Origin of the sequence: Streptomyces sp. 2P-4, from assembly GCF_030167965.1 — a bacterium.
In the GTDB taxonomy this organism is placed as follows: Bacteria; Actinomycetota; Actinomycetes; order Streptomycetales; family Streptomycetaceae; genus Streptomyces; species Streptomyces globosus_A.
In genome coordinates this window covers 5,988,662-6,007,536 of the sequence record NZ_CP095011.1, presented here as the reverse complement: position 1 = coordinate 6,007,536, position 18,875 = coordinate 5,988,662, and the positions used below count along the sequence as shown (strand labels likewise).

21 protein-coding genes and 1 pseudogene are annotated in these 18,875 nt (G+C 74.7%); 11 read left to right on the top strand and 11 right to left on the bottom strand.

All coding sequences use genetic code 11. From position 1 onward, the window contains the following. Positions 1 to 105: 105 nt before the first annotated feature. Positions 106 to 732 (bottom strand): YigZ family protein, encoded by a 627-nt coding sequence (locus MUK52_RS26725; RefSeq protein WP_284580742.1) that lies wholly within the window; start codon positions 730 to 732, stop codon positions 106 to 108. 146 nt (positions 733 to 878) lie between these two features. Between MUK52_RS26725 and MUK52_RS26720 the strand changes: the two genes are divergently transcribed. Then, the gene (locus MUK52_RS26720) at positions 879 to 1,289 is read left to right on the top strand and encodes a CoA-binding protein (protein ID WP_114056582.1); all 411 of its coding nucleotides are present in this window, start codon (positions 879 to 881) and stop codon (positions 1,287 to 1,289) included. Between the two features lie 10 nt (positions 1,290 to 1,299). On the opposite strand, the gene MUK52_RS26715 is transcribed toward MUK52_RS26720, so the two are convergent. After that, positions 1,300 to 1,878 carry a helix-turn-helix domain-containing protein gene (locus MUK52_RS26715; protein WP_114056583.1) on the bottom strand — a complete coding sequence of 193 codons (579 nt, stop codon included), beginning with the start codon at positions 1,876 to 1,878 and terminating at the stop codon, positions 1,300 to 1,302. 108 nt (positions 1,879 to 1,986) lie between these two features. Here MUK52_RS26715 and MUK52_RS26710 point away from each other — a divergent pair, with 108 nt between their 5' ends. Then, positions 1,987 to 2,853, top strand: coding sequence for a DMT family transporter (locus MUK52_RS26710; protein ID WP_114056584.1), 867 nt, complete (start codon positions 1,987 to 1,989; stop codon positions 2,851 to 2,853). 7 nt (positions 2,854 to 2,860) lie between these two features. Here the strand turns inward: MUK52_RS26710 and MUK52_RS26705 are convergent, their stop codons facing one another. Beyond that, positions 2,861 to 3,643 (bottom strand): acyltransferase, encoded by a 783-nt coding sequence (locus tag MUK52_RS26705; RefSeq protein WP_114058795.1) that lies wholly within the window; start codon positions 3,641 to 3,643, stop codon positions 2,861 to 2,863. A gap of 162 nt (positions 3,644 to 3,805) precedes the next feature. Between MUK52_RS26705 and MUK52_RS26700 the strand changes: the two genes are divergently transcribed. Continuing rightward, positions 3,806 to 4,363, top strand: a complete 558-nt coding sequence (locus tag MUK52_RS26700) for a gamma carbonic anhydrase family protein (RefSeq protein ID WP_284580735.1) — start codon at positions 3,806 to 3,808, stop codon at positions 4,361 to 4,363. Positions 4,364 to 4,419: 56 nt separating this feature from the next. Here MUK52_RS26700 and MUK52_RS26695 read toward each other — a convergent pair whose 3' ends face one another. The 4 genes from MUK52_RS26695 to MUK52_RS26680 form a co-directional block, all read right to left on the bottom strand. Beyond that, entirely contained in the window at positions 4,420 to 5,091 is a 672-nt protein-coding gene (locus tag MUK52_RS26695) for a DedA family protein (RefSeq protein ID WP_114056586.1), read from the bottom strand. 58 nt (positions 5,092 to 5,149) lie between these two features. After that, complete coding sequence (locus MUK52_RS26690; RefSeq protein WP_284580730.1) at positions 5,150 to 7,675, bottom strand: beta-glucosidase; 2,526 nt, start codon at positions 7,673 to 7,675, stop codon at positions 5,150 to 5,152. A 132-nt stretch (positions 7,676 to 7,807) separates the two neighbouring features. Next, positions 7,808 to 8,017, bottom strand: coding sequence for a type II toxin-antitoxin system VapB family antitoxin (locus tag MUK52_RS26685; RefSeq protein ID WP_114056588.1), 210 nt, complete (start codon positions 8,015 to 8,017; stop codon positions 7,808 to 7,810). 145 nt (positions 8,018 to 8,162) lie between these two features. After that, positions 8,163 to 8,615 carry a DUF4442 domain-containing protein gene (locus MUK52_RS26680; protein ID WP_174250426.1) on the bottom strand — a complete coding sequence of 151 codons (453 nt, stop codon included), beginning with the start codon at positions 8,613 to 8,615 and terminating at the stop codon, positions 8,163 to 8,165. A 97-nt stretch (positions 8,616 to 8,712) separates the two neighbouring features. On the opposite strand from MUK52_RS26680, the gene MUK52_RS26675 reads away from it, so the two are divergent. The 3 genes from MUK52_RS26675 to MUK52_RS26665 all read left to right on the top strand — a co-directional run bounded on the left by MUK52_RS26675 (position 8,713) and on the right by MUK52_RS26665 (position 11,861). Beyond that, positions 8,713 to 9,750 (top strand): DUF8017 domain-containing protein, encoded by a 1,038-nt coding sequence (locus tag MUK52_RS26675; RefSeq protein ID WP_114056590.1) that lies wholly within the window; start codon positions 8,713 to 8,715, stop codon positions 9,748 to 9,750. Between the two features lie 134 nt (positions 9,751 to 9,884). Beyond that, entirely contained in the window at positions 9,885 to 11,210 is a 1,326-nt protein-coding gene (locus tag MUK52_RS26670; RefSeq protein ID WP_284580724.1) for an MFS transporter, read from the top strand. Positions 11,211 to 11,372: 162 nt separating this feature from the next. Then, a complete protein-coding gene (locus tag MUK52_RS26665) occupies positions 11,373 to 11,861 on the top strand; it encodes a GNAT family N-acetyltransferase (protein ID WP_284580721.1) in 489 nt (162 codons plus the stop codon). Positions 11,862 to 11,901: 40 nt separating this feature from the next. Here the strand turns inward: MUK52_RS26665 and MUK52_RS26660 are convergent, their stop codons facing one another. Beyond that, on the bottom strand, positions 11,902 to 12,369 hold the full coding sequence (locus tag MUK52_RS26660) for a hypothetical protein (protein WP_284580719.1): 468 nt from the start codon (positions 12,367 to 12,369) through the stop codon (positions 11,902 to 11,904). Between the two features lie 22 nt (positions 12,370 to 12,391). Here MUK52_RS26660 and MUK52_RS26655 point away from each other — a divergent pair. Then, positions 12,392 to 12,800: pseudogene (locus MUK52_RS26655) on the top strand (IS5/IS1182 family transposase); the annotation flags it as partial. A gap of 26 nt (positions 12,801 to 12,826) precedes the next feature. On the opposite strand, the gene MUK52_RS26650 reads toward MUK52_RS26655, so the two are convergent. The 3 genes from MUK52_RS26650 to tuf form a co-directional block, all read right to left on the bottom strand. Then, positions 12,827 to 13,618 carry a spermidine synthase gene (locus tag MUK52_RS26650; RefSeq protein WP_114058797.1) on the bottom strand — a complete coding sequence of 264 codons (792 nt, stop codon included), beginning with the start codon at positions 13,616 to 13,618 and terminating at the stop codon, positions 12,827 to 12,829. A 122-nt stretch (positions 13,619 to 13,740) separates the two neighbouring features. Further along, complete coding sequence (locus tag MUK52_RS26645) at positions 13,741 to 14,625, bottom strand: patatin-like phospholipase family protein (protein ID WP_284580716.1); 885 nt, start codon at positions 14,623 to 14,625, stop codon at positions 13,741 to 13,743. A gap of 126 nt (positions 14,626 to 14,751) precedes the next feature. Next, positions 14,752 to 15,933, bottom strand: coding sequence for an elongation factor Tu (tuf, locus tag MUK52_RS26640; RefSeq protein WP_284580714.1), 1,182 nt, complete (start codon positions 15,931 to 15,933; stop codon positions 14,752 to 14,754). 402 nt (positions 15,934 to 16,335) lie between these two features. Between tuf and MUK52_RS26635 the strand changes: the two genes are divergently transcribed. The 4 genes from MUK52_RS26635 (at position 16,336) to MUK52_RS26620 (ending at position 18,833) form a co-directional block, all read left to right on the top strand. Further along, the gene (locus MUK52_RS26635) at positions 16,336 to 17,061 is read left to right on the top strand and encodes a TVP38/TMEM64 family protein (protein ID WP_114056595.1); all 726 of its coding nucleotides are present in this window, start codon (positions 16,336 to 16,338) and stop codon (positions 17,059 to 17,061) included. Positions 17,062 to 17,117: 56 nt separating this feature from the next. After that, positions 17,118 to 17,990, top strand: a complete 873-nt coding sequence (locus MUK52_RS26630) for an undecaprenyl-diphosphate phosphatase (protein ID WP_114056596.1) — start codon at positions 17,118 to 17,120, stop codon at positions 17,988 to 17,990. Between the two features lie 120 nt (positions 17,991 to 18,110). Beyond that, positions 18,111 to 18,287, top strand: coding sequence for a DUF8839 family protein (locus tag MUK52_RS26625; RefSeq protein WP_114056597.1), 177 nt, complete (start codon positions 18,111 to 18,113; stop codon positions 18,285 to 18,287). Between the two features lie 69 nt (positions 18,288 to 18,356). Then, the gene (locus MUK52_RS26620; protein ID WP_284580711.1) at positions 18,357 to 18,833 is read left to right on the top strand and encodes a nuclear transport factor 2 family protein; all 477 of its coding nucleotides are present in this window, start codon (positions 18,357 to 18,359) and stop codon (positions 18,831 to 18,833) included. Positions 18,834 to 18,875 lie beyond the last annotated feature (42 nt).

Sequence of the window (18,875 nt, the reverse complement as noted above, 5' to 3'; positions counted from 1 at the left end):
CCTCGCCCGCGGCCCGCACCGCCGTTCGGGGGCGGTCGGGCAGCACGGTGAGACGAACGTCTCAATCGGGGCGAACCGCCCCCGCGGGCTCCGCGGGGTCCGGTGTCAGGCGGCGTACGTCTCCCCGCCGAGGGTGAGCACGGCCGTGCCGGCGGTGCTGTCGGCGAGCCAGGCCTCGAAGGCGGGCAGGTCCGCCTCGGGCAGGGCGACCTCGATCTCGACGGCGGCGCCGTAGCGCAGCCCGACGACGGTCCGCCCGGTGGAGCGCAGGTCGTTCTGCGTCCTGCCCGCGCGCTCGTGGCCGACGGTGACGGTGGCCAGCCGGTAGCGGCGGCGGGTGACGGTGCCGAGCGCGTCGAGGGCCTCCCCGACAGCGCCTCCGTAGGCCCGGATGAGCCCGCCCGCGCCGAGCTTGACGCCGCCGTAGTAGCGGGTGACGACGGCGACCGCGTACCGGATGTCGCGGCGCATCAGCATCTGGAGCATGGGGACGCCGGCGGTGCCGCCGGGCTCGCCGTCGTCGCTGGCCTTCTGGACGGCGGCGTCGGCGCCGATGACGTACGCGTAGCAGTTGTGCGTGGCGGTGGGGTGCTCGCGGCGGATGCGGGCGACGAAGTCCTGCGCCTCCTGCTCGGTCGCGGCGGGCGCGAGCGAGCAGAGGAAGCGCGAGCGGTTGATCTCGGTCTCGTGCGCGCCCTCCCGGGCCACCGTCGCGTACTGGTCTGACTTCACCGCTCCACCCTAGTCCGTGGCCCCCGGCGGCCCGGGCCCCCGCCCTCGCGCCGGTGCGGCGGGGAATCGGGCGGGCCTCCCGGCCGTTGAGCGGGTGCGGCCGGTCGGCGGCCGTGAGCGGCAGCATCGCAGCAGGAGGCGCACCCGTGTACGGAGACCCGGCAGTCATCCGCAGGATCCTCACCGAGCTCGGCGACACCTGGGCCGTGGTGGGCCTGTCCAACAACACCGACCGGGCCGCCTACGGGGTCGCGCGGGTGCTCAGCCGGTTCGGCAAGCGGGTGGTGCCCGTGCACCCGAAGGCCGAGACCGTGCACGGCGAGCAGGGGTACGCCTCGCTGGCGGAGATCCCGTTCAAGGTGGACGTGGTCGACGTGTTCGTCAACAGCTCCCTGGCGGGGAAGGTCGCCGACGAGGCCGTCGCCGCGGGCGCGGACGCGGTCTGGTTCCAGCTGGGGGTGGTGGACGAGGCCGCGTTCGCCCGGACCCGTGCGGCCGGGCTGGAGATGGTCATGGACCGCTGCCCCGCCATCGAGATCCCCGCGCTGCGCCCCTGAGTCCTGTCCGTCAGGGCCCGGCGACGGGCGGGATGGAGACGGCGAGGGTCATCTCCATCGGTGCGCCGCCCTCGTTGCGGTAGGCGTGGGGGGCGTTCGCCTCGAAGGAGACGGCGCCGCCCGCGGGCACCGCGTACCGCTCGTCGGCGACGACGAGGGTCAGCTCCCCGGCGGTGACGTGGAGCATCTCGAAGGTTCCGGCCGGGTGCGGGTCGGAGTCGGCGGCCTCGCCGGGCTCCAGGCGGTAGCTCCACATCTCGACCGGGCCGCGCCGGTCGTCGCCGAGGAGCATGCTGGCGCGGCTGCCCGCCTCGGTGGACCACATGCGTACGCCCTGCCCCGGGAGCACCACGTGCACCTGCGGGGTCCGGTCCCGGTCCAGCAGCGTGGTGATGCTGACCCCGAGGGCGTCGGCGAGCTTGACCGTGGTGCCGACGCTGGGGTTCGTACGGGCCTGCTCGATCTGGATGATCATGCCGCGGCTCACCCCCGCGCGGGCGGCCAGCGCCTCCAGGGTGAAGCCGCGCTCGCCGCGCCAGTACCGGAGGTTGCGGGCGAGGGCCTGGGTGAGCTGTTCGAAGTCCGACACGTTCCGTCCAATATCCTGGATGCCGCAGTCCAACAGGATGAACTATCGTGCGGCGTATCCGACGCTGCACTCCACCGTTCACCGCACTGTACTGCGAGGCCCCTCCCCATGACCTCCCTCTTCGCCCTGGCCACAGCCGTGCTGTGGGGACTCGCCGACTTCGGAGGCGGGCTGCTCACCCGACGGCTGCCTGCACTGACGGTGGTCGTCGCGTCGCAGGTCCTCGCGGTGCTCGCCCTCGGCGCGGTCGTCCTGGGCACCGGCGCCTGGCGGGAGGCCGGCCCGCAGCTGTGGTTCGCGGTCGCCGCCGGACTGGTCGGGCCCGTCGCGATGCTCAGCTTCTACAAGGCGCTCGCGCTCGGCCCGATGGGCGTGGTCTCGCCCCTCGGCTCGCTCGGCGTGGTCGTCCCGGTGGGCGTCGGACTGGCGCTGGGCGAGGAGCCGGGGGCGGGCCAGTTCGCCGGGATCGCCATCGCCGTCGTCGGCATCGTGCTCGCGGGCGGCCCCGAACTGCGCGGTGCGCCGGTGCAGCGCCGGGCGGTGGTGCTGACCCTGGTCGCCGCCTTCGGGTTCGGCGCCGTGATGGCCCTGATCTCACACGCCTCGTCGAACGTCACCGGACTGTTCCTGGCCCTGTTCGTGCAGCGCGTCGTCAACGTGGCCGCCGGCGGCGCCGCCCTGTGGGTGCAGGTGCGGCGCGGCTCGCCCGCGCTCCCGGACGGCACCGGCCTGCGGACGCTGTGGCGGCTGCTGCCCGCGCTCGCCTTCGTCGGGCTCGCCGACGTCGCCGCGAACGGCACCTACTCCGTCGCCGCCCAGAACGGCCCGGTCACCGTCGCCGCCGTGCTGTCCTCGCTGTACCCGGTGGTCACGGCGCTCGCCGCGTACGCCGTGCTCCGGGAGCGGCTGCGCGCGGTCCAGGCGGCCGGCGCCGGGCTCGCCCTCGCAGGAACGGTCCTCCTGGCCGCCGGATAGGTGCCGGCTACCCCGCGGCCGGCTCGGCGGCGGCCGCCTCGGCGGTGCGCTGCTCGGCCTCGGCCAGCTCCGCGAGCGCCCGCAGCTGGTCCGGGGTGACGCCGTCGGGGATCGGCACCGGGGCCGGGGTGCGCAGTGGCGGCTGCCAGCCGGCCTCCTCGGTCCACCGGCGGACGATACGGGCGGGGGCGCCCGCGACCACCGCGTGGTCGGGCACCTCGCCCCGGACGACCGACCCCGCGGCGACGACGACGTTCCGGCCCAGCTTCGCCCCGGGCAGCACCACCGCGCCGGTGCCGAGCCAGCAGCCGGGGCCGATCTCGACGGGCGCGCTGCGCGGCCACTGCCGGCCGACCGGCTCGTTCGGGTCGTCGTAGCTGTGGTTCGTTGAGGTGATGTACACCCCGGGCCCGCAGAACGTGTCGTTCCCGATGGTGATGCGGCTGTCGGCTATGACGTGAGTGTCCCGGCCGAGCACCACGCCGTCGCCGATGACGAGGACGGGCTCCGCGCCCAGGTCGAGGCCGGGCAGCATCCCGGCGGTGAGCGTCACCTGTTCGGCGACGATGCAGTGGCCCCCCAGCCGGATCCACGGTTCGCCGAAGACGGTGCCCTGGGGGAACGCGAGCCGCGTGCCGTGCCCGATCGCCCCGAAGCGGAGCCGTCCCGGGGTCTGCGCGGTGACGGCGCCGGCCTGCTGCATCCAGCGCCAGGCGGCGTGCGCCGCGCGGCCGGCGAGGCGGCGGCGCAGGGCGGTCAGCGATGAGAACGTGTTCTGGTTCTTCGGCACCGGGTCACCGTAGCGTGCCCGGTGCCCCGGCCGCGCCGTGATCTTCACCCCATCGCAGGCCGGAAGGCGGCCATGGCCTACGGTGCCCCTGGCGCGACACGCAGGATCCACCGGGCGCGCCGCCCGCGGGCGGCCGCACCTCCCAGGACTGAGGAAGAGAACATGGCGGAACACGCGGACCACACCCCGGCCGGGGCACTCGTCGCGGGCGTCGGGGGCAGGAGCCCGCAGATCGCCCCCGGCGCCTTCACGGCGCCGACCTCGGTCGTGGTCGGCGACGTCGCGCTGGGGCCGGGCGCGAGCGTCTGGTACTCGGCGGTGCTGCGCGCCGACTGCGGCCCGATCGTCCTCGGCGCCGACAGCAACGTGCAGGACAACTGCACGCTGCACGTGGACCCCGGCTTCCCGGTGACCGTCGGCGAGCGCGTCTCGATCGGCCACAACGCGGTCGTGCACGGCTGCACCGTCGAGGACGACTGCCTGATCGGCATGGGCGCGACCGTCCTGAACGGCGCGGTCATCGGCGCCGGCTCGCTGGTCGCCGCGCAGGCGCTGGTGCCGCAGGGCATGGTGGTCCCGCCGGGCTCGCTCGTCGCGGGCGTCCCCGCGAAGGTGCGGCGGGAGCTGACCGGCGAGGAGCGCGAGGGCATCCGGCTCAACGCCGCGATGTACCGCGAGCTCGCGGAACAGCACCGCGCCTCGGTCGTCCCGCACGCCTGATCCGCGCCGGAACCCGGCGGGCCCGCCCGGCCCGCCGGCTCCGCCCGCGGCCGGCGTCAGCCGCGGGCGGCGGCAGGCTCGGCCCGCGCGGGCTCCTCGGGCGCCTCCGGCGCCGGAGCCTGGGCGGCCGCCTTCGCTGCGCGCCGCCTGATGACGATCATCGAGGTGAGGCCGACCAGCACCGCGAGCACGAGGCCCAGCCAGGAGAACCGCTTCAGCCAGGCCTCGGCCACGATGCCGACGTAGTAGATGACGGCCGTGGTGCCGCCCGCCCACAGGATGCCGCCGAAGACGTTGGCGATCAGGAACTTCCAGTACGGCATGTGCAGCACGCCGGCCAGCGGCCCGGCGAAGATCCGCAGCAGGGCCACGAAGCGGCCGAAGAAGACGGCCCACATGCCCCACTTCTGGAAGGAGCGCTCCGCCAGGGCGACCTGCGCCGGCCCGAAGTGCTTCGGGAACCGCTTCCCGAGCCGTTCCAGCAGCGGCTTGCCCCCGCGCCGGCCGATCGCGTAGCCGATCGAGTCGCCGACGATCGCCCCGGTCGTGGCGCAGACGCCCAGCACCAGCGGGTCGATCTCCCCGTGCTGCGAGGCGAGCAGCGCCGAGCTGACGAGGATGATCTCCCCCGGCAGCGGGATGCCGAGGCTTTCCAGGCCGATGACCACTCCGACCAGGAGATAGATGGCCACCGCCGGAATCTGCTCCAGCCATTCCTGGATGTGCACCGGTGCGTCCTCCTGATTGCGTACCGGCGCGTCCCCGGTGACGCGCCGAACGGGCAGCCTATCCGCTCCGGACGACCGCCCCCGCCCGCAGCGGCAGGTCGCGCGAGGAGCGGCCCGCGAAGACCTCCCGCCGGCCCGTGCCCAGGACCCAGCCGTGCTTCTCCGGATCCCAGCAGGACAGGGCCCGCACGTCCACGCCGACGGCGACCCGCTCGGACTGCCCCGGCCCCAGCGTGAGGCGCCGGTAGCCGGCCAGGGCCCGCAGGGGCTGTTCGAGCGCGAGCCGGGGCGAGGGGCCGACGTACACCTGGGCCACTTCGGTGCCTTTGCGGCGGCCGGTGTTGCGGACGGTGAACTCCACGCGCAGCCCGCCGCCCTCGGGCCGGACCGCGAGGTCCGCGTACTCCCAGGAGGTGTACGACAGCCCGTGCCCGAAGGGGAACAGCGGCGCCACCCGCTGCGCGTCGTACCAGCGGTGGCCGGTGTGGACGCCCTCGGTGTACTCCTCGCGCCCGCCCGGCCCCGGGCCCTGCGGGGACCCGGCCGCCGGGGTGCGGCGCCCGTCGGCCGGGAAGGTCTGGGTGAGCCGCCCGCCCGGGTCGGTGTCGCCGAAGAGGACGGACGCGGCGGCCTCCGCGCCCTCCTGGCCGGGGTGGTACATCTGGAGGACCGCGCCGGTGCGGGCCAGCCACGGCATGGCCGTGGCCGAGGGCGTGTTGAGCACGACGGCGGTGCGCGGGTTCGCCGCGGCGACGGCCTCGATCAGGGCGGCCTGTCCGCCGGGCAGGCCCAGCGAGGCCCGGTCCGCGCCGTCGGCGGTCTCCTCGTGGGCGAACACGACGACGCTGCGGGCGGACTTCGCGACCCGTACGGCCTCGGCCACGTCCGCGGCCCTCGTCGCGCCCGTGGTGCGGCGCAGCCGGAAACGCTGCCCGCGGGGGCCGCCCCGGGCGGTGACGGACAGCCGGTGCTCGCCCGCCCGCAGGGAGACGGTGCGGCGGCGGAGGGCGAGCCCGTCGGGTGCGGCGGCCGGCAGCCCGCCCGCATCCTGCTCGGCGGCGCCCTGCCGCAGGGGGAAGAGCTCCTCGCCGTCGAGGCGGACGGTCGGCCGCTCGCCCGAGTAGTGGACGAGGAGGGTCCAGTCGTCGTCTGCGGTGAGCGTGAAGCGGCCTTCGTGGCTCCAGGTGCGCCCCGCGGCGACCCACCGGTCGTCGAGGGCTGCGGGCGGGGTCAGCAGGTCCGCGGGGAGCGGTCGGCCGTGGATGTCCTCGCCGGCGGCGTGGACCACCGAGGCGCCGTTCCCGGCGCGCCGGGCGAGGGCGGAGAGCGGGGAGGCGGCCGCGGGGGTGCCGCCTGCCGCACCGGCGGACGGCATCCGGGCGGTGGGGCCGATGACGGCGAGGGAGCGGGCAGCGGCTCCGGACAGCGGCAGGGTGCCGCGTTCGTTGCGGAGCAGCACGGCGCCTGCGGTGGCGACGCGGCGGGCGAGCCGCGCCCCGGCGGCCGCGTCGCGGGCGGGCCGGGCGGCGGATCGGCCGTCGAGGCGGCCGAACCGGTCCATCACGGTCAGGATGCGGCGCACCGCCTGGTCGACGGAGGCCTCGGCGACGGTGCCGGCGCGGACGGCCTCCACGAGCGGGGCTCCGAAGCGGGTGCCGCCCGGCATCTCCATGTCGAGGCCGGCGCCGATGGACGCGACGGTGCCGTGGGAGGTGTCCCGGTGGGAGAGCACCCAGCCGCCGAAGCCCCAGCGATCGCGCAGCACGTCCTCCAGGAGGGTCCTGTTCTCGCAGGCGCGGATGCCGTTGACCTTGTGCGGGGCGGCCACGACGGCGCCGGCCCCGGCGGCCGCGGCCGCCTCGAAGCCGCGCAGCGCGCTCTCGTGCAGCGTCCGCTCCCCGGCGACGGCGTCGGCGGTGTGCCGGCCCTGCTCCCGGGAGGAGAGCGCGAAGTGCCGGACGGCGGCGACGACGCCCTCGTCCTGGATGCCGCGGACCACTTCGGCGACCAGGTCGGCCGTCAGCCGCGGGTCTTCGGAGAAGGCCTCGGAGTTGCGGCCGCCGAGGAGGGTGCGGATGAGGCCGGCCGCGGGAGCGAGCAGCACGTCCTGGCCGAGGGCGCGGCCCTCGCGGCCGAGGATGCGGCCGTACTCGCGTGCCAGTGCCGGATCGAAGGCGGAGGCCAGCACGACGGGCGCGGGCAGGGCGGTGGCCGGCCCGGCCGCCCGCACTCCGGCGGGTCCCTCGGCGAACCGCAGCGGCGGAATGCCCAGGCGCGGCACGCCCGGCAGGTGGCCGGCCGGGCCGCGCGCGGCGGGGTCGGGGGCGCCGTGCAGGAGGGCGGTCTTCTCCTCCAGCGTGAGCCGCTCCAGCAGCGCCTCGACCCGGGCGGCGCTGCCCGGCCGCCCGGCCCCGGCGGCGGCGCCTGCGCCCGCCGCCGGGGCGGGGGCGGTACGGGTGCCCGTACGGGCGGTGGCGCCGGGAGGCAGCGGGGCTCCGCAGCCGCCCGCGCCGAGCGCCGCGCCTGCCGCACCGAGGGCGCCGAGCAGCCGCACCGCCGAACGCCGGGAGAGGGCCCCGCTCATGACACGGCCTCGCTCATGGTGCTCCCTGCGGCTCCGGTCGGCGGGAGCGGCCCGCGCCGGACCGCTCCCGGGGCCACTGTGGCGCCGCAGGGGCGGCGGGCCGGGCGGGACGCGCAGGGGCGGGGCGGAGTTTCAGCCCTGCGGCGGCTGCACCAGGGGGTCGGGGGTGCGCCGCGGCTCGTCCTGCGCCTGCACGCGCGCCTCGGTGCGGTGCCCGCGGGCGATGTAGTCGCGTACGACGGCCTCGACCGCGTCCTGAGGTGAGGCGACCCCGGCGAGGACCATCACCTCCACCACGAGTTCCGCGTCGAGGCTGATGTCGATCCTGGCTCTGCCTGCCATGGGGGCTCTCCTGTCGTCGGTGTCCGCGGCGCCTCGGCCGGGGCCCGGGCGGGCTCCGGCGGCCGGGCCCGGCCGGGACCCGGCAAACGCGAGTGGGGCCGCGCCCGGCAGGCGCGGCCCCACTCATTCCCCCTGGGAGGTGTGGTCATGCGTTGGGGCGCAGGGTCCACACGACGGTCATCTCCCCGGTCACGGCCTCGTCCTCGCGCTGGATGGCGATGGTGACAGGGAACTCGGGGCGGCCTCCGGCGTCGAGCTCGGCGACGACGTCGGCGGCGGGGCGGCCCAGCGTGGCGGTGGCGGTGACGACGCCCTTGGCGAGCTTCCTGTAGGCGATCTCGGCCTTCACCGCGAGGGGCACGGCGCGCGAGAGCTGGTCGCCGAACGCGGCGAGCACGATGGCGCCGCTGGCGGACTCGGCCAGGGTGAACATGGCGCCGGCGTGCGGGCCGCCCACGTGGTTGTGGTAGTCGGGCTGGTCCGGCAGCCGGACGACCGCGCGCTCCGGGGTGGTCTCCAGGAACTGGAGGTTCAGGGTCTTGGCCATGGGCACGGTCGCGGCGAGCAGTTCGCCCACGTTCATCTGGTCTGCGCTCATGGGCGGCGATGTTACCCACGAGTAGACCTGCTTGACCAGACCTCTTGCCGGGGGCGGCCGTTCCCGGTGACGGCGCCTCCCACTATCGTTGTCGGCCATGTGGCCAGGACAGCAGCAGCCGCCCGGGGGACAGCCCAACCCTCAGGACGCGCAACAGAACCCGTACCAGCAGCCGCCGGGACAGCAGCCGAACCCGTATCAGCAGCAGCCCGGATACGGATACCCGCAGGCGGGATACCAGGCGCCGGGCCAGCCCGGGCAGCCGGCACAGCCGTGGACTCAGCCCCAGCAGGCCGTTCCGGGGCCCCCGAGCGGCGGAGGCGGCGGCCTCTCCACCAAGACGGTCGCGATCGTCGCCGCGTCCGCGGTGGTCGTCGCGGCGGCCGCGACGGGGGCGTTCGTCCTCACCCGGGACGACGGGAAGAGCAACGAGGCCGACGGCAAGCCCGCAGCCTCCTCCTCGGCCTCCGCCCCGGCCTCGAGCGAGCCGGCACCGACGGGTGCGAACCCGCGCGGCGGCGGCGACGCCCAGCCGGTGATCCCGGGCTGGAAGGTCGTGGTCAACCCCAAGTACGGCACCGCCTTCGACGTGCCGCCGGAGTGGAACGTCGCGAACCCCGGCGTCATCGCCAGCTTCACCGACGACGTGAAGAACGACGGCAAGCCGATCATCAGCTTCTCCGCACCGGCCTTCCTCAAGGAGGACTGGTGCAAGATCGACTCCGACAAGGACGGCCGCGAGGAGAAGACCGAGCTGGCCGGCACCGGCACCAAGGGCGGCCAGGGCGCCAAGGACACCGCGGAGGCCGTCCGCAACGAGGCCGGGAACTGGGCGTTCGCCGCGTTCGCGCAGAAGGCGCCGAAGGGGACCGTGAAGGTCTCCGACCCCAAGGAGTACACGACCTCCTCGGGCCTCAAGGGCCACATGGCGACCGCGACCGCGCTCGGCGTGCCCAAGGAGAACAAGTGCTCCCGCGACGGCAAGTCCATCGCGTTCAGCTTCAAGACCGCGAACGGCGACTTCTCCAGCTGGATCCTCTTCAGCTCCGTCGGCGTCGAGGGCGAGGTCCCGCAGGAGACGATGGACAAGGTCCTCAGCTCGGTGCGCCTGCACGGCACCGGAACGACGGGCTGATCCCGGCCGGTCCGCCCTGATCCACGCCGATCCGGCCGGTGCCCGCCGCGGGCCCCTGCCGGGCCCGTGCGCGGGGTCCGTCCCGGGCCGGATATCCGTTTGGCATCCCGGCCCGGGACGGGGATAGTCCCAGGGTGAGTTCCCCCGCCACCCATCCCGCCCCGCCCGCACCGGCCCCGCGGCGCCGCAGGCCCGCCTGGGCCGGCCGCAACTACACGCTGCTGACGGGTGCGGCCGTCATCACCAACCTCGGCAGCCACGGAGCGCTCATCGCCTCGGCGTTCGCCGTCCTGGAGGCGGGGGGCTCCGGGGGCGACGTCGGCCTGGTGGCGGCGGCCCGCACCCTGCCGCTGGTGCTGTTCCTCCTGGTCGGCGGCGCCGTCGCCGACCGGCTGCCACGCCACCGGGTGATGGTCGCGGCCAACGCCCTCAACTGCACCTCGCAGGCCGCCTTCGCCGTCCTCGTGCTCACGGGGACGCCGCAGCTGTGGCAGATGATGCTGCTCACCGCGCTCTGCGGCACCGGCACGGCCTTCTTCAACCCGGCCGCCGAGGGCATGCTGCTCTCCAGCGTCTCCGGCGAGCACGCGAACCGCGCGTTCGCCCTGTTCCGGATGGCGATGAACGGCGCCGGCATCGGCGGGGCCGCGCTGGGCGGCGCGATGATCGCCGCGATGGGGCCCGGCTGGGTCCTCGCCGTCGACGCGGCCGCGTTCGCGCTGGCCGGCGCGCTGCGCGCCGCCCTCGACGTCGGCCGCGTCGCCGAACGGGCGCCGGGCGGCGGCCTGCTGGCCGACCTGCGCGAGGGCTGGGCGGAGTTCCGTACCCGGCCCTGGCTGTGGAGCATCGTGCTCCAGTTCTCGGTCGTCGTCGCGGTCGTCGGTGCGGCCGAGGCCGTGTACGGGCCGCTCGTGGCCCGCGACCAGCTGGGCGGCCCCGCCCCCTGGGGCCTGGCGCTCGCCCTGTTCGGGGTGGGCACCCTCGCCGGCGCCGTCCTGATGATGGTGTGGAAGCCGCGCCGGCTGCTGCTGGTGGGCACCCTGTGCGTGTTCCCGCTGGCGCTGCCGTCGGCCGGGCTCGCCGTCCCGCTGCCCGTGTGGGGCCTGTGCGCGGTGATGTTCGTCAGCGGCGCGGCCATCGAGGTGTTCGGCGTGAACTGGATGACGACGATGCACCAGGAGATCCCGGAGGACAAGTTCTCCCGGGTCTCCGCCTACGACTGGTTCGGCTCGGTGTCGATGCTGCCCCTGGCGACGGCCCTGGCGGGACCCGCCGAGGCGGCCTTCGGCCGTACGAACGCGCTGTGGGGCTGCGCCGTCCTGGTCGTGGCGGTCACCGCCGCGGTCCTCGCGGTGCCCGACGTCCGCCGGATGACGCGCCGGCCCTCGCCCCCGAAGGCCGGCGCGCTGCCCGCCCCCGCGCCTGGGGCTGCTGCGGAGCCGGAGACGGTGCACACCTAGGCACGCCTGGGCCACGCTTGGACGCGATGCCGTTGATTGCACCTGAGGTCTGTCCGGCAAAGAATCTTCCGATCGGTGCGGGCGCAGTCTGCCGCGGGCTGCGGAAACGGGTTGGCGCCACGTGGGATCAGCGTGGATGCTGACTGGCCGGAGGTACCCAAGATGATCGATGTTGTACTGAGGCTGTCAGCCCGTGACCTGGTGCATGCGGACCTGGCGTCGTGCGGGTGGGCGGGGTCTGACCACCACTTGGCCGGCGTGGCCCAGCAGTTGGCGCGTGCTCGGGCTGGTGAGGTCGACTACCTGGCAGTCTGCCCTGGGACGGACATCCCTGTGGCAAAGGGCGGTGTCGACTACCAGGCCAAGGAGGGCGTCGGCACGTTGTGGCAGCTGGCAGTCCACCCCGCATTGCAGTCGTGTGGGATCGGCACGTTCCTCGTCGAAGCCGCAGAGCTGCGGATCAAGGACCGCGGTCTGCGGCGGGCCGAGCTGGCTGTGGAGGAAGCCAACCCCCGGGCTCGTGCCCTGTACCAGCGACTGGGCTATGTCGCGTACGACCGCCAGCCGGACTCGTGGGACGAACAAGCCCCCGATGGATCGATGCGCCGCCACGAAACGATGTGCACGTTGATGCGGAAGGAACTGTCCTGAAGGGGGCATACAAGGATCTTCGACGGGCCGGCAACTGGGGCTATCCCATAACCGCTCGGGCCGTGTCGAGGAACGCCAGCCGGTTGTCCTCCAGGTAGTCCCGCACGCTCTCGCCGTCCGGCAGGCCTTCCCACACCGTTCGGTTGAGGTCCAGGAAGTACGCACGTGCCGCGTCGTGTACGGGCAGGGGGAATTGGATGCGGATGAGCCGTTCTGCGACCCAGAGCCTGTTCATCACGCCCTGGGTCGTGAGGTACCAGGCGTGGGTATCGTCCCATTCGGAAGGTCGGCTGAACGCGGAGCGTTCGGCCTCGGCGGCCACCTCGATGAACCGCTCCAGCAGCGCCAGCCGTTCCGCGCGCCGGGCCTCCGAAAGTGCGCTCAGCTGCCGTTGCTGCTCGGCGCGTTCTGCTGACGACTGAGTCCTGTGCTGGACGAGGTAAGACAGCATGCCGCCGAGTACCACGCCGCCCAAGGATATGAGGGACACCCAGACCTGACCTGACATGGCCGCTATGGTCCCATGCGGTGTGGCTGGTGTGATCACGTCATCGAAGCCGTCCTGGATCGCCCCGTTCACCGGGCTGAGCCCGCACCTGTTCGGGAAGCTGGTGACCGTACTGCCGCGCGAGGGTGCGGAGGCGGTCCGCAAGGGCCGACCGTGGAGCCTTCCCCTGGAGGACCGGGGCCTTCTGGTCGCGGCGTACTGGCGCACGAACCGGACTCGTCATCCCGCACCGGCGCGAACGCATCCAGACCGAGCTGCCGGCCTGGAAGGTGGAACACAACGAATCCCACAAGCCGGCCCGCGACCGCGTCGAGCACGTCTTCGCCCGCATGAAGACCTGGAAGATCCTCTGCGACTGCCGCCTCACTGGCGACGGAGTCCACCACGCCATGCTCGGCATCGCCCGCCCACGCAACCTCGTCCTCGCCGGGACGGCCCGGCGCCCTCGCGCCCGCGCTCAGCCGATGCCGAACGCGCCGTCGGGCGGCTCGGGCGAGGCGACGGCGTCCGCGTCGGCGACCGGGAGGGCGCCGCGCACGAACCGCTCCAGCGCGGGCCCGTCCTCCACTCGTGCGGGGAAGGCGTCGGCGGCGCACCGCCGGGCCAGCGCGGCGAGGGGGAGTTCCCGGTCCGAGGCGAGCAGGACGGCGTTGCCGAAGCGGCGGCCGCGCAGGACGCCCGGCTCGGCGACGAGGGCCACCCGGTCGAAGGCGGCGCGGAAGTTGGCCAGCTGGCCGCGGAGGAAGCCGAACGGCGCCCCGTCCGCCAGGTTGGCTGCGTACACCCCGCCGGGCCGCAGGACCCGGGCCGCCCGGCGCGCGTACTCCACGGACGTCAGCTGCGCCGGCACGCGCGAGCCGCCGAACACGTCGGCGACGAGGACGTCCGCGCTGTCCGCGGGCGCCGCGTCCAGCCAGGCCCGCGCGTCGTCGACGTACACCGTCACGCCTGATCCGGCGGGCAGCGGCAGGTGCTCCGCCACCAGCGCGGCCAGCCCGGCGTCGAACTCGACGACGGACTGCCGCGATCCGGGGCGGGTGGCCGCCGCGTAGCGCGGCAGCGTCAGGGCGCCGCCGCCGAGGTGCACCAGGTCCAGCGGGCGGCCCGGATCGGCCGCGCAGTCCAGGACGTGCGCGATGCGGCGGGCGTACTCGAACTCCAGGTGCTCCGGGTCGTCGAGGTCGACGTACGACTGGGGGGCGCCGTCGACGGTCAGCAGCCACGCCCGGTCCCGGTCGACGTCCGGCATCAGCTTGGCGGTGCCCTGCCCCACGGCCCGGACCACCGGGATCTGCTCGTCGCTCACCGCACCATTGTCCGGCAGCCGGGCGGCCGGTACGCCCGGCAGGGGCCGTCTGTCCGCGCCGGGGGTCAGGCGGTCCACACCGCGGCGGCCTCCGCCGCGTGTTCGGCGGCCTGCGCGTGGCCGGCCCGCGCGGCGGGGGCCCGGCGTGCGGGATCGAGGACGTTCCTGCCGATGGCGCGGCGGGCCGCAGCCGACGGGGTGATCAGCAGGACGCGGGCGCCGTCCCGCCGCAGCCCCTCCGCCTGCGAGGCCGGTGAGGGGACCAGCCGGGAGCCGAGGGTGATCGGGGCGAGGATGACGACCCGCTCGTACCCGGCCGCCAGGTCGGCATTGACCGCGGAGCGGATTCCTCCGTCGACGAAGCGCCGCTCCCCCACCGTCACGGGCGGCCAGACGCCGGGCACGGCGCAGCTCGCCGCGACGGCGTCGACCAGCCCGGTCCCGCCGTCCCGGTCGAAGACGGCCGGCTCGCCGGTCAGGGCGTCGACGGCGGTCACGACGAGTCGGCGCTGCCCGGGCCACTCGTGTGAGACGAGCCGCTCCTCGAACACCCGGCGGCGTGCCTCCTCCCTGCCGGTGTCGGCGGCCAGCGCCATGGCCCCGATGCGGCGCCGGTAGGCCGCCGCATCACGGGAGCGGAGCATCGCGGCGGCGTACCGGGCGAGGAGGCCGGCGCCGACCCGGGCCGCTGTCTCGCCTGCCGGGTCGGCGAGCTGGCGTTCGTACAGCTCCCGCGGGGTGAGTCGGCCCGAGGCGAGCTGGGCGCCGACGAGGGAGCCCGCCGAGGTGCCGACGACGAGGTCGGCGCGGGCGAGGTCCACGCCCGCCTCGGCAAGCCCGTACAGGACCCCGCACTCCCAGCCGACGCCGGTGAGCCCGCCGCCGCCCAGCACCAGTGCCGTGCCCCGGTCCGTGCCGTCCGTGCCGTCCGTGCCGTCCGTGCCGCCCATCCTGCGCCCCCTTCGCCTGCGTCCGTGCCGTCGGTCAGGCAGTCTGGCGCATGCCGCCCTCGGCCGGTACGGCGGGGGGCGGCATGCGCCAGGCCGGTACGGCGGGGGCGGCATGCCCCAGGCCGGTCAGTCGAGGACGGTCGTGACCGTGCCCGCGCCGACGGTCCGACCGCCCTCGCGGACGGCGAAGCCCAGGCCCGCCTCCAGCGGCACGTCCCGCCCGAGCTCGACGGTCATCGCGACCGTCTCCCCGGGCCGGGCGGCTTCGGCCGCGCCCAGGTCCACGGTGCCGACGACGTCGGCGGTGCGGATGTGGAACTGCGGCCGGTACCCCGTCGTCAACGCGGTCCGCCGGCTGCCCTCCCGCGCGGACAGCACGTGCACCTGCGCGGTGAAGCGCCGCCGCGGCTCCACGCTCCCGGGCGCGGCCACCACGTGGCCGCGGCGCACCCCGTCGCGCGGCACACCGCGCAGCAGCAGGGCCGCGCTGTCCCCGGCCTCGGCGGACTCCATCGGCCTGCGGAAGGTCTCCAGGCCGGTGACGACGGTCTCGACGGGCCCGCCGTCGCCGCCGAGGACGGCGACCCGGTCGCCGGCGCGGATCCGCCCGCGCTCGACGGCGCCGGTGACGACCGTGCCTCGGCCGGTGATGGTGAGCACGTTCTCGACGGGCAGCAGGAAGGGCACGTCCGTGTACCGCACGGGCACGGGGACGTAGGTGTCGACCGCGTCGAGCAGCGCCTCGACGGCCCCGGTCCACTTCGGGTCGCCCTCCAGCGCGCGCAGCCCGGAGACCCGTACGACGGGTGCCGTGTCCCCGCCGTAGCCGTGGGCGGTGAGCAGCTCGCGCACTTCGAGCTCGGCGAGGTCGGCGAGTTCCGGGTCGGCGCCGTCCGCCTTGTTCAGGGCGACGACGATGTGGTCGACGCCGACCTGTCGGGCGAGCAGGACGTGCTCGGCGGTCTGCGGCATGACGCCGTCGGGGGCGGAGACGACGAGGATGGCTCCGTCGAGCTGGGCGGCGCCGGTGACCATGTTCTTGACGTAGTCGGCGTGGCCGGGCATGTCGACGTGCGCGTAGTGCCGGGTGTCCGTCTCGTACTCGACGTGGGCGAGGTTGATGGTGATGCCGCGCCGGGCCTCCTCGGGGGCGCGGTCGATGCGGTCGAGGGGCACGAAGGAGGCTCCGCCGCGCCGGGCGAGGACCTTGGTGATGGCGGCGGTGAGGGTGGTCTTTCCGTGGTCGACGTGGCCCATGGTGCCGATGTTGAGGTGCGGCTTGGTGCGTACGAAGGCCGTCTTGGCCATGGTGTCTCTTCCCGTGTCGTTCGCTCTGCGCGCCGCCGGCCGCGGCCGGGACGGGACCCCTGGGCGGGCCGACCCTCCCCCTGCGGGGTCCGCCGGACTGTCCGGGAAGGGTCAGCTTCGTGCGCCGTCGACGGCGGTCTGTGCGCCGAGGGGCGGGAGGGCAGCCTTCGGCGCGTCCGCGACTGCGGACGGCTCTGCGGGGAAGGCGGGCCGGGACATGCCGCGATCCTGCCGGACGGCGGACGCCCCCGTCGAACGAATTTCCCCGACTGCGAGGCCTGTTGGGCGGGGTGGCGCGCGTACGGGCGGGCCGCTCGCCGGCCATCTCGCGGCCACCGGGTGTTCGTCCGTATGAGACCCGGATTACGGCGGGGCGCCGCACACGTCGGTTAGTCTCCCCGGATGTCCCTCCTCCTCGCGCCGTGGGCCCGGCTGTCCCTCCTCGTGGTGCTGCTCACCACGGCTGGGGTCGGCGTGCTGGTCTACGAGCCGCAGCGCCTGCTGTCGCAGGGCTGGCCGCCGGGCCTCCCCGTGGGCGCCGCTGCCGTGCTGTTCGCGGTCGCGTACGGGCTCGGCACGGCGGCGCTGGTGCCGCGGCCGCTGCTGAACCTCGCCGCCGGCGCGCTCTTCGGCATCCCCTTCGGGCTGCCCGCGGCCGTGGCCGGCTCGGTGATCGGCGCCGGGATCTCCTTCGGCATGGGGCGGGCGCTGGGGCGGGACGCGCTGCGCCCGCTGATGCGCGGCCGCTGGCTGCTGGCGGCCGACGACCAGTTGGCCCGCCACGGGTTCCGGTCGGTGCTCGCGGTGCGGATCTTCCCGGGTCTGCCGTTCGCGGCCGCCAACTACTGCGCGGCGATGTCGCGCTGCGGCTGGCTGCCGTTCCTGTCCGGGACCGCGCTCGGCGTGGTCCCGAACACGGCCGCGTACGTGGTCGCGGGGGCAAGCGCGGACAGCCCCGACTCCCCCGCGTTCCTGTTCTCGTTCGCGTTCATCGCCGTCTCGGTGGCGGCTGCGGCGGTCGTCGGGTGGCGGGGGAGGCGGCGCCTGGCGGCCCCGGCCGTGCGGGTCGCCGAGGAGCGCGTCCCGGCACCGGCCCCCGTGGTCGGAGCGGGCGTCCGCGGGGCCTAGCATCTGATCCGAACTGTCCGACGAGCACGACGAGAACAAGGACGAGCGACGCCCACATGACCTGGTTCGAATCCCTAATCCTCGGTCTCGTCCAAGGGTTGACGGAGTTCCTGCCGATCTCCTCCAGCGCCCACCTCCGGCTGACCGCCGCGTTCGCCGGCTGGGAGGACCCGGGGGCGGCGTTCACGGCGATCACACAGATCGGCACCGAGGCCGCGGTGCTGATCTACTTCCGCAAGGACATCGTGAAGATCGTCTCCACGTGGTTCCGGTCGCTCTACACGAAGTCGCTCCGCTCGGACCACGACGCCGTGATGGGCTGGCTCGTCATCGTCGGCTCGATTCCGATCGGCGTGCTGGGGCTGACCCTGAAGGACCAGATCGAGGGCCCGTTCCGCGACCTGCGGCTGACGGCGACGACCCTGATCGTCATGGGTGTCGTCCTGGGCATCGCCGACCGGCTCGCGGCCCGTGACGAGGAAGGCGGCCGGCACCGGGCGGTCCGCGAGCGCAAGACGCTGCGGGAGCTCGGGGTCCGGGACGGCCTGATCTTCGGTGTGTGCCAGGCGATGGCCCTGGTGCCGGGCGTCTCCCGGTCCGGCGCGACGATCTCCGGCGGCCTGCTGATGGGGTACACGCGCGAGGCGGCGGCCCGCTACTCCTTCCTCCTCGCGATCCCGGCCGTGCTGGCCTCGGGCGGCATGGAGCTGACGGCCCTGGGCGAGGGGCACGTCGCCTGGGGACAGACGATCTTCGCCACGGTCGTGGCCTTCCTCGTGGGCTACGCGGTGATCGCGTGGTTCATGAAGTTCATCACCACCAAGAGCTTCATGCCGTTCGTGATCTACCGGATCCTGCTCGGCATCGCCCTGTTCGTCCTGATCGGCCTGGGCGTCCTCAGCCCGCACGCCGCCGAGTCGGCGGGCTGACACACCTCGACGATCACCTGTTCGAGTGAACTGGGGAGGCTTCCGGGAACGTACCCGGGGGCCTCCTCGTCTTGTGTGTGGAGACCGGAGAACGGCCTGGCGAGCAACAGGGGGTGTCCCATGGGCCGAGTGGTGTTGGAGCGTTTTCCCGCGGGGAGTCCGCGGGGGAGCTGGCCCGCCGAGGAGTACGCCGCGCAGCGGATACGCGAGGGCGTGCCGGCGGAGGTGGTGATGGACCTGGCCAGCGATGCGTTCCTGGTGGTGGTCCGGCAGCGCGAGGTGCATTCCGGCCACTGACCGCGCGGGCGTCGGCCCGGTGCGCGCACGCCTCTTGGCCGGGCGGCGCCGGGCCTCCACACTGACCCGATGACGCAGCGCGGGGATCTCGCCGCCGTGATGGACCGGATGGCGATCGACGAGGTGGTCACGGGGTACGCGGTGGCCGTGGACGACGGCGACTGGAAGGCCTACCGGGCGCTGTTCGCTCCCGGCGGGCGTGCGGACTACACCTCGGCGGGCGGGATCGAGGGCCCGGCCGGCGAGGTGGCCGACTGGCTCGCGGAGGCGTTGCGGCGCTTCCCGGTGCGCCAGCACCTCGTGGTCAACCGGCTGGTCCGGCTGGAGGGCGAGGGGAGCGGCTGGCCGGCCGTCCGCGCGCAGGTGCGGGCCGACTTTGTCAATCCCATGCGGATGGACGCGGCGGGGTCCGCGGCCGCCGGGGACCCCGCGCCCCATTTGGTGACCGCCGGGCGCTATTCCTTCGCGCTGGCCCGCTCCGACCGGGACGGCTGGCGGATCACCCGCGTCGCCGTGCACGAGAAGTGGCGCCGGCTGTCCGCCTGAGGGGCTGCCGACCGGGCTCTGCCCCACACTGGAAGCGGAGGC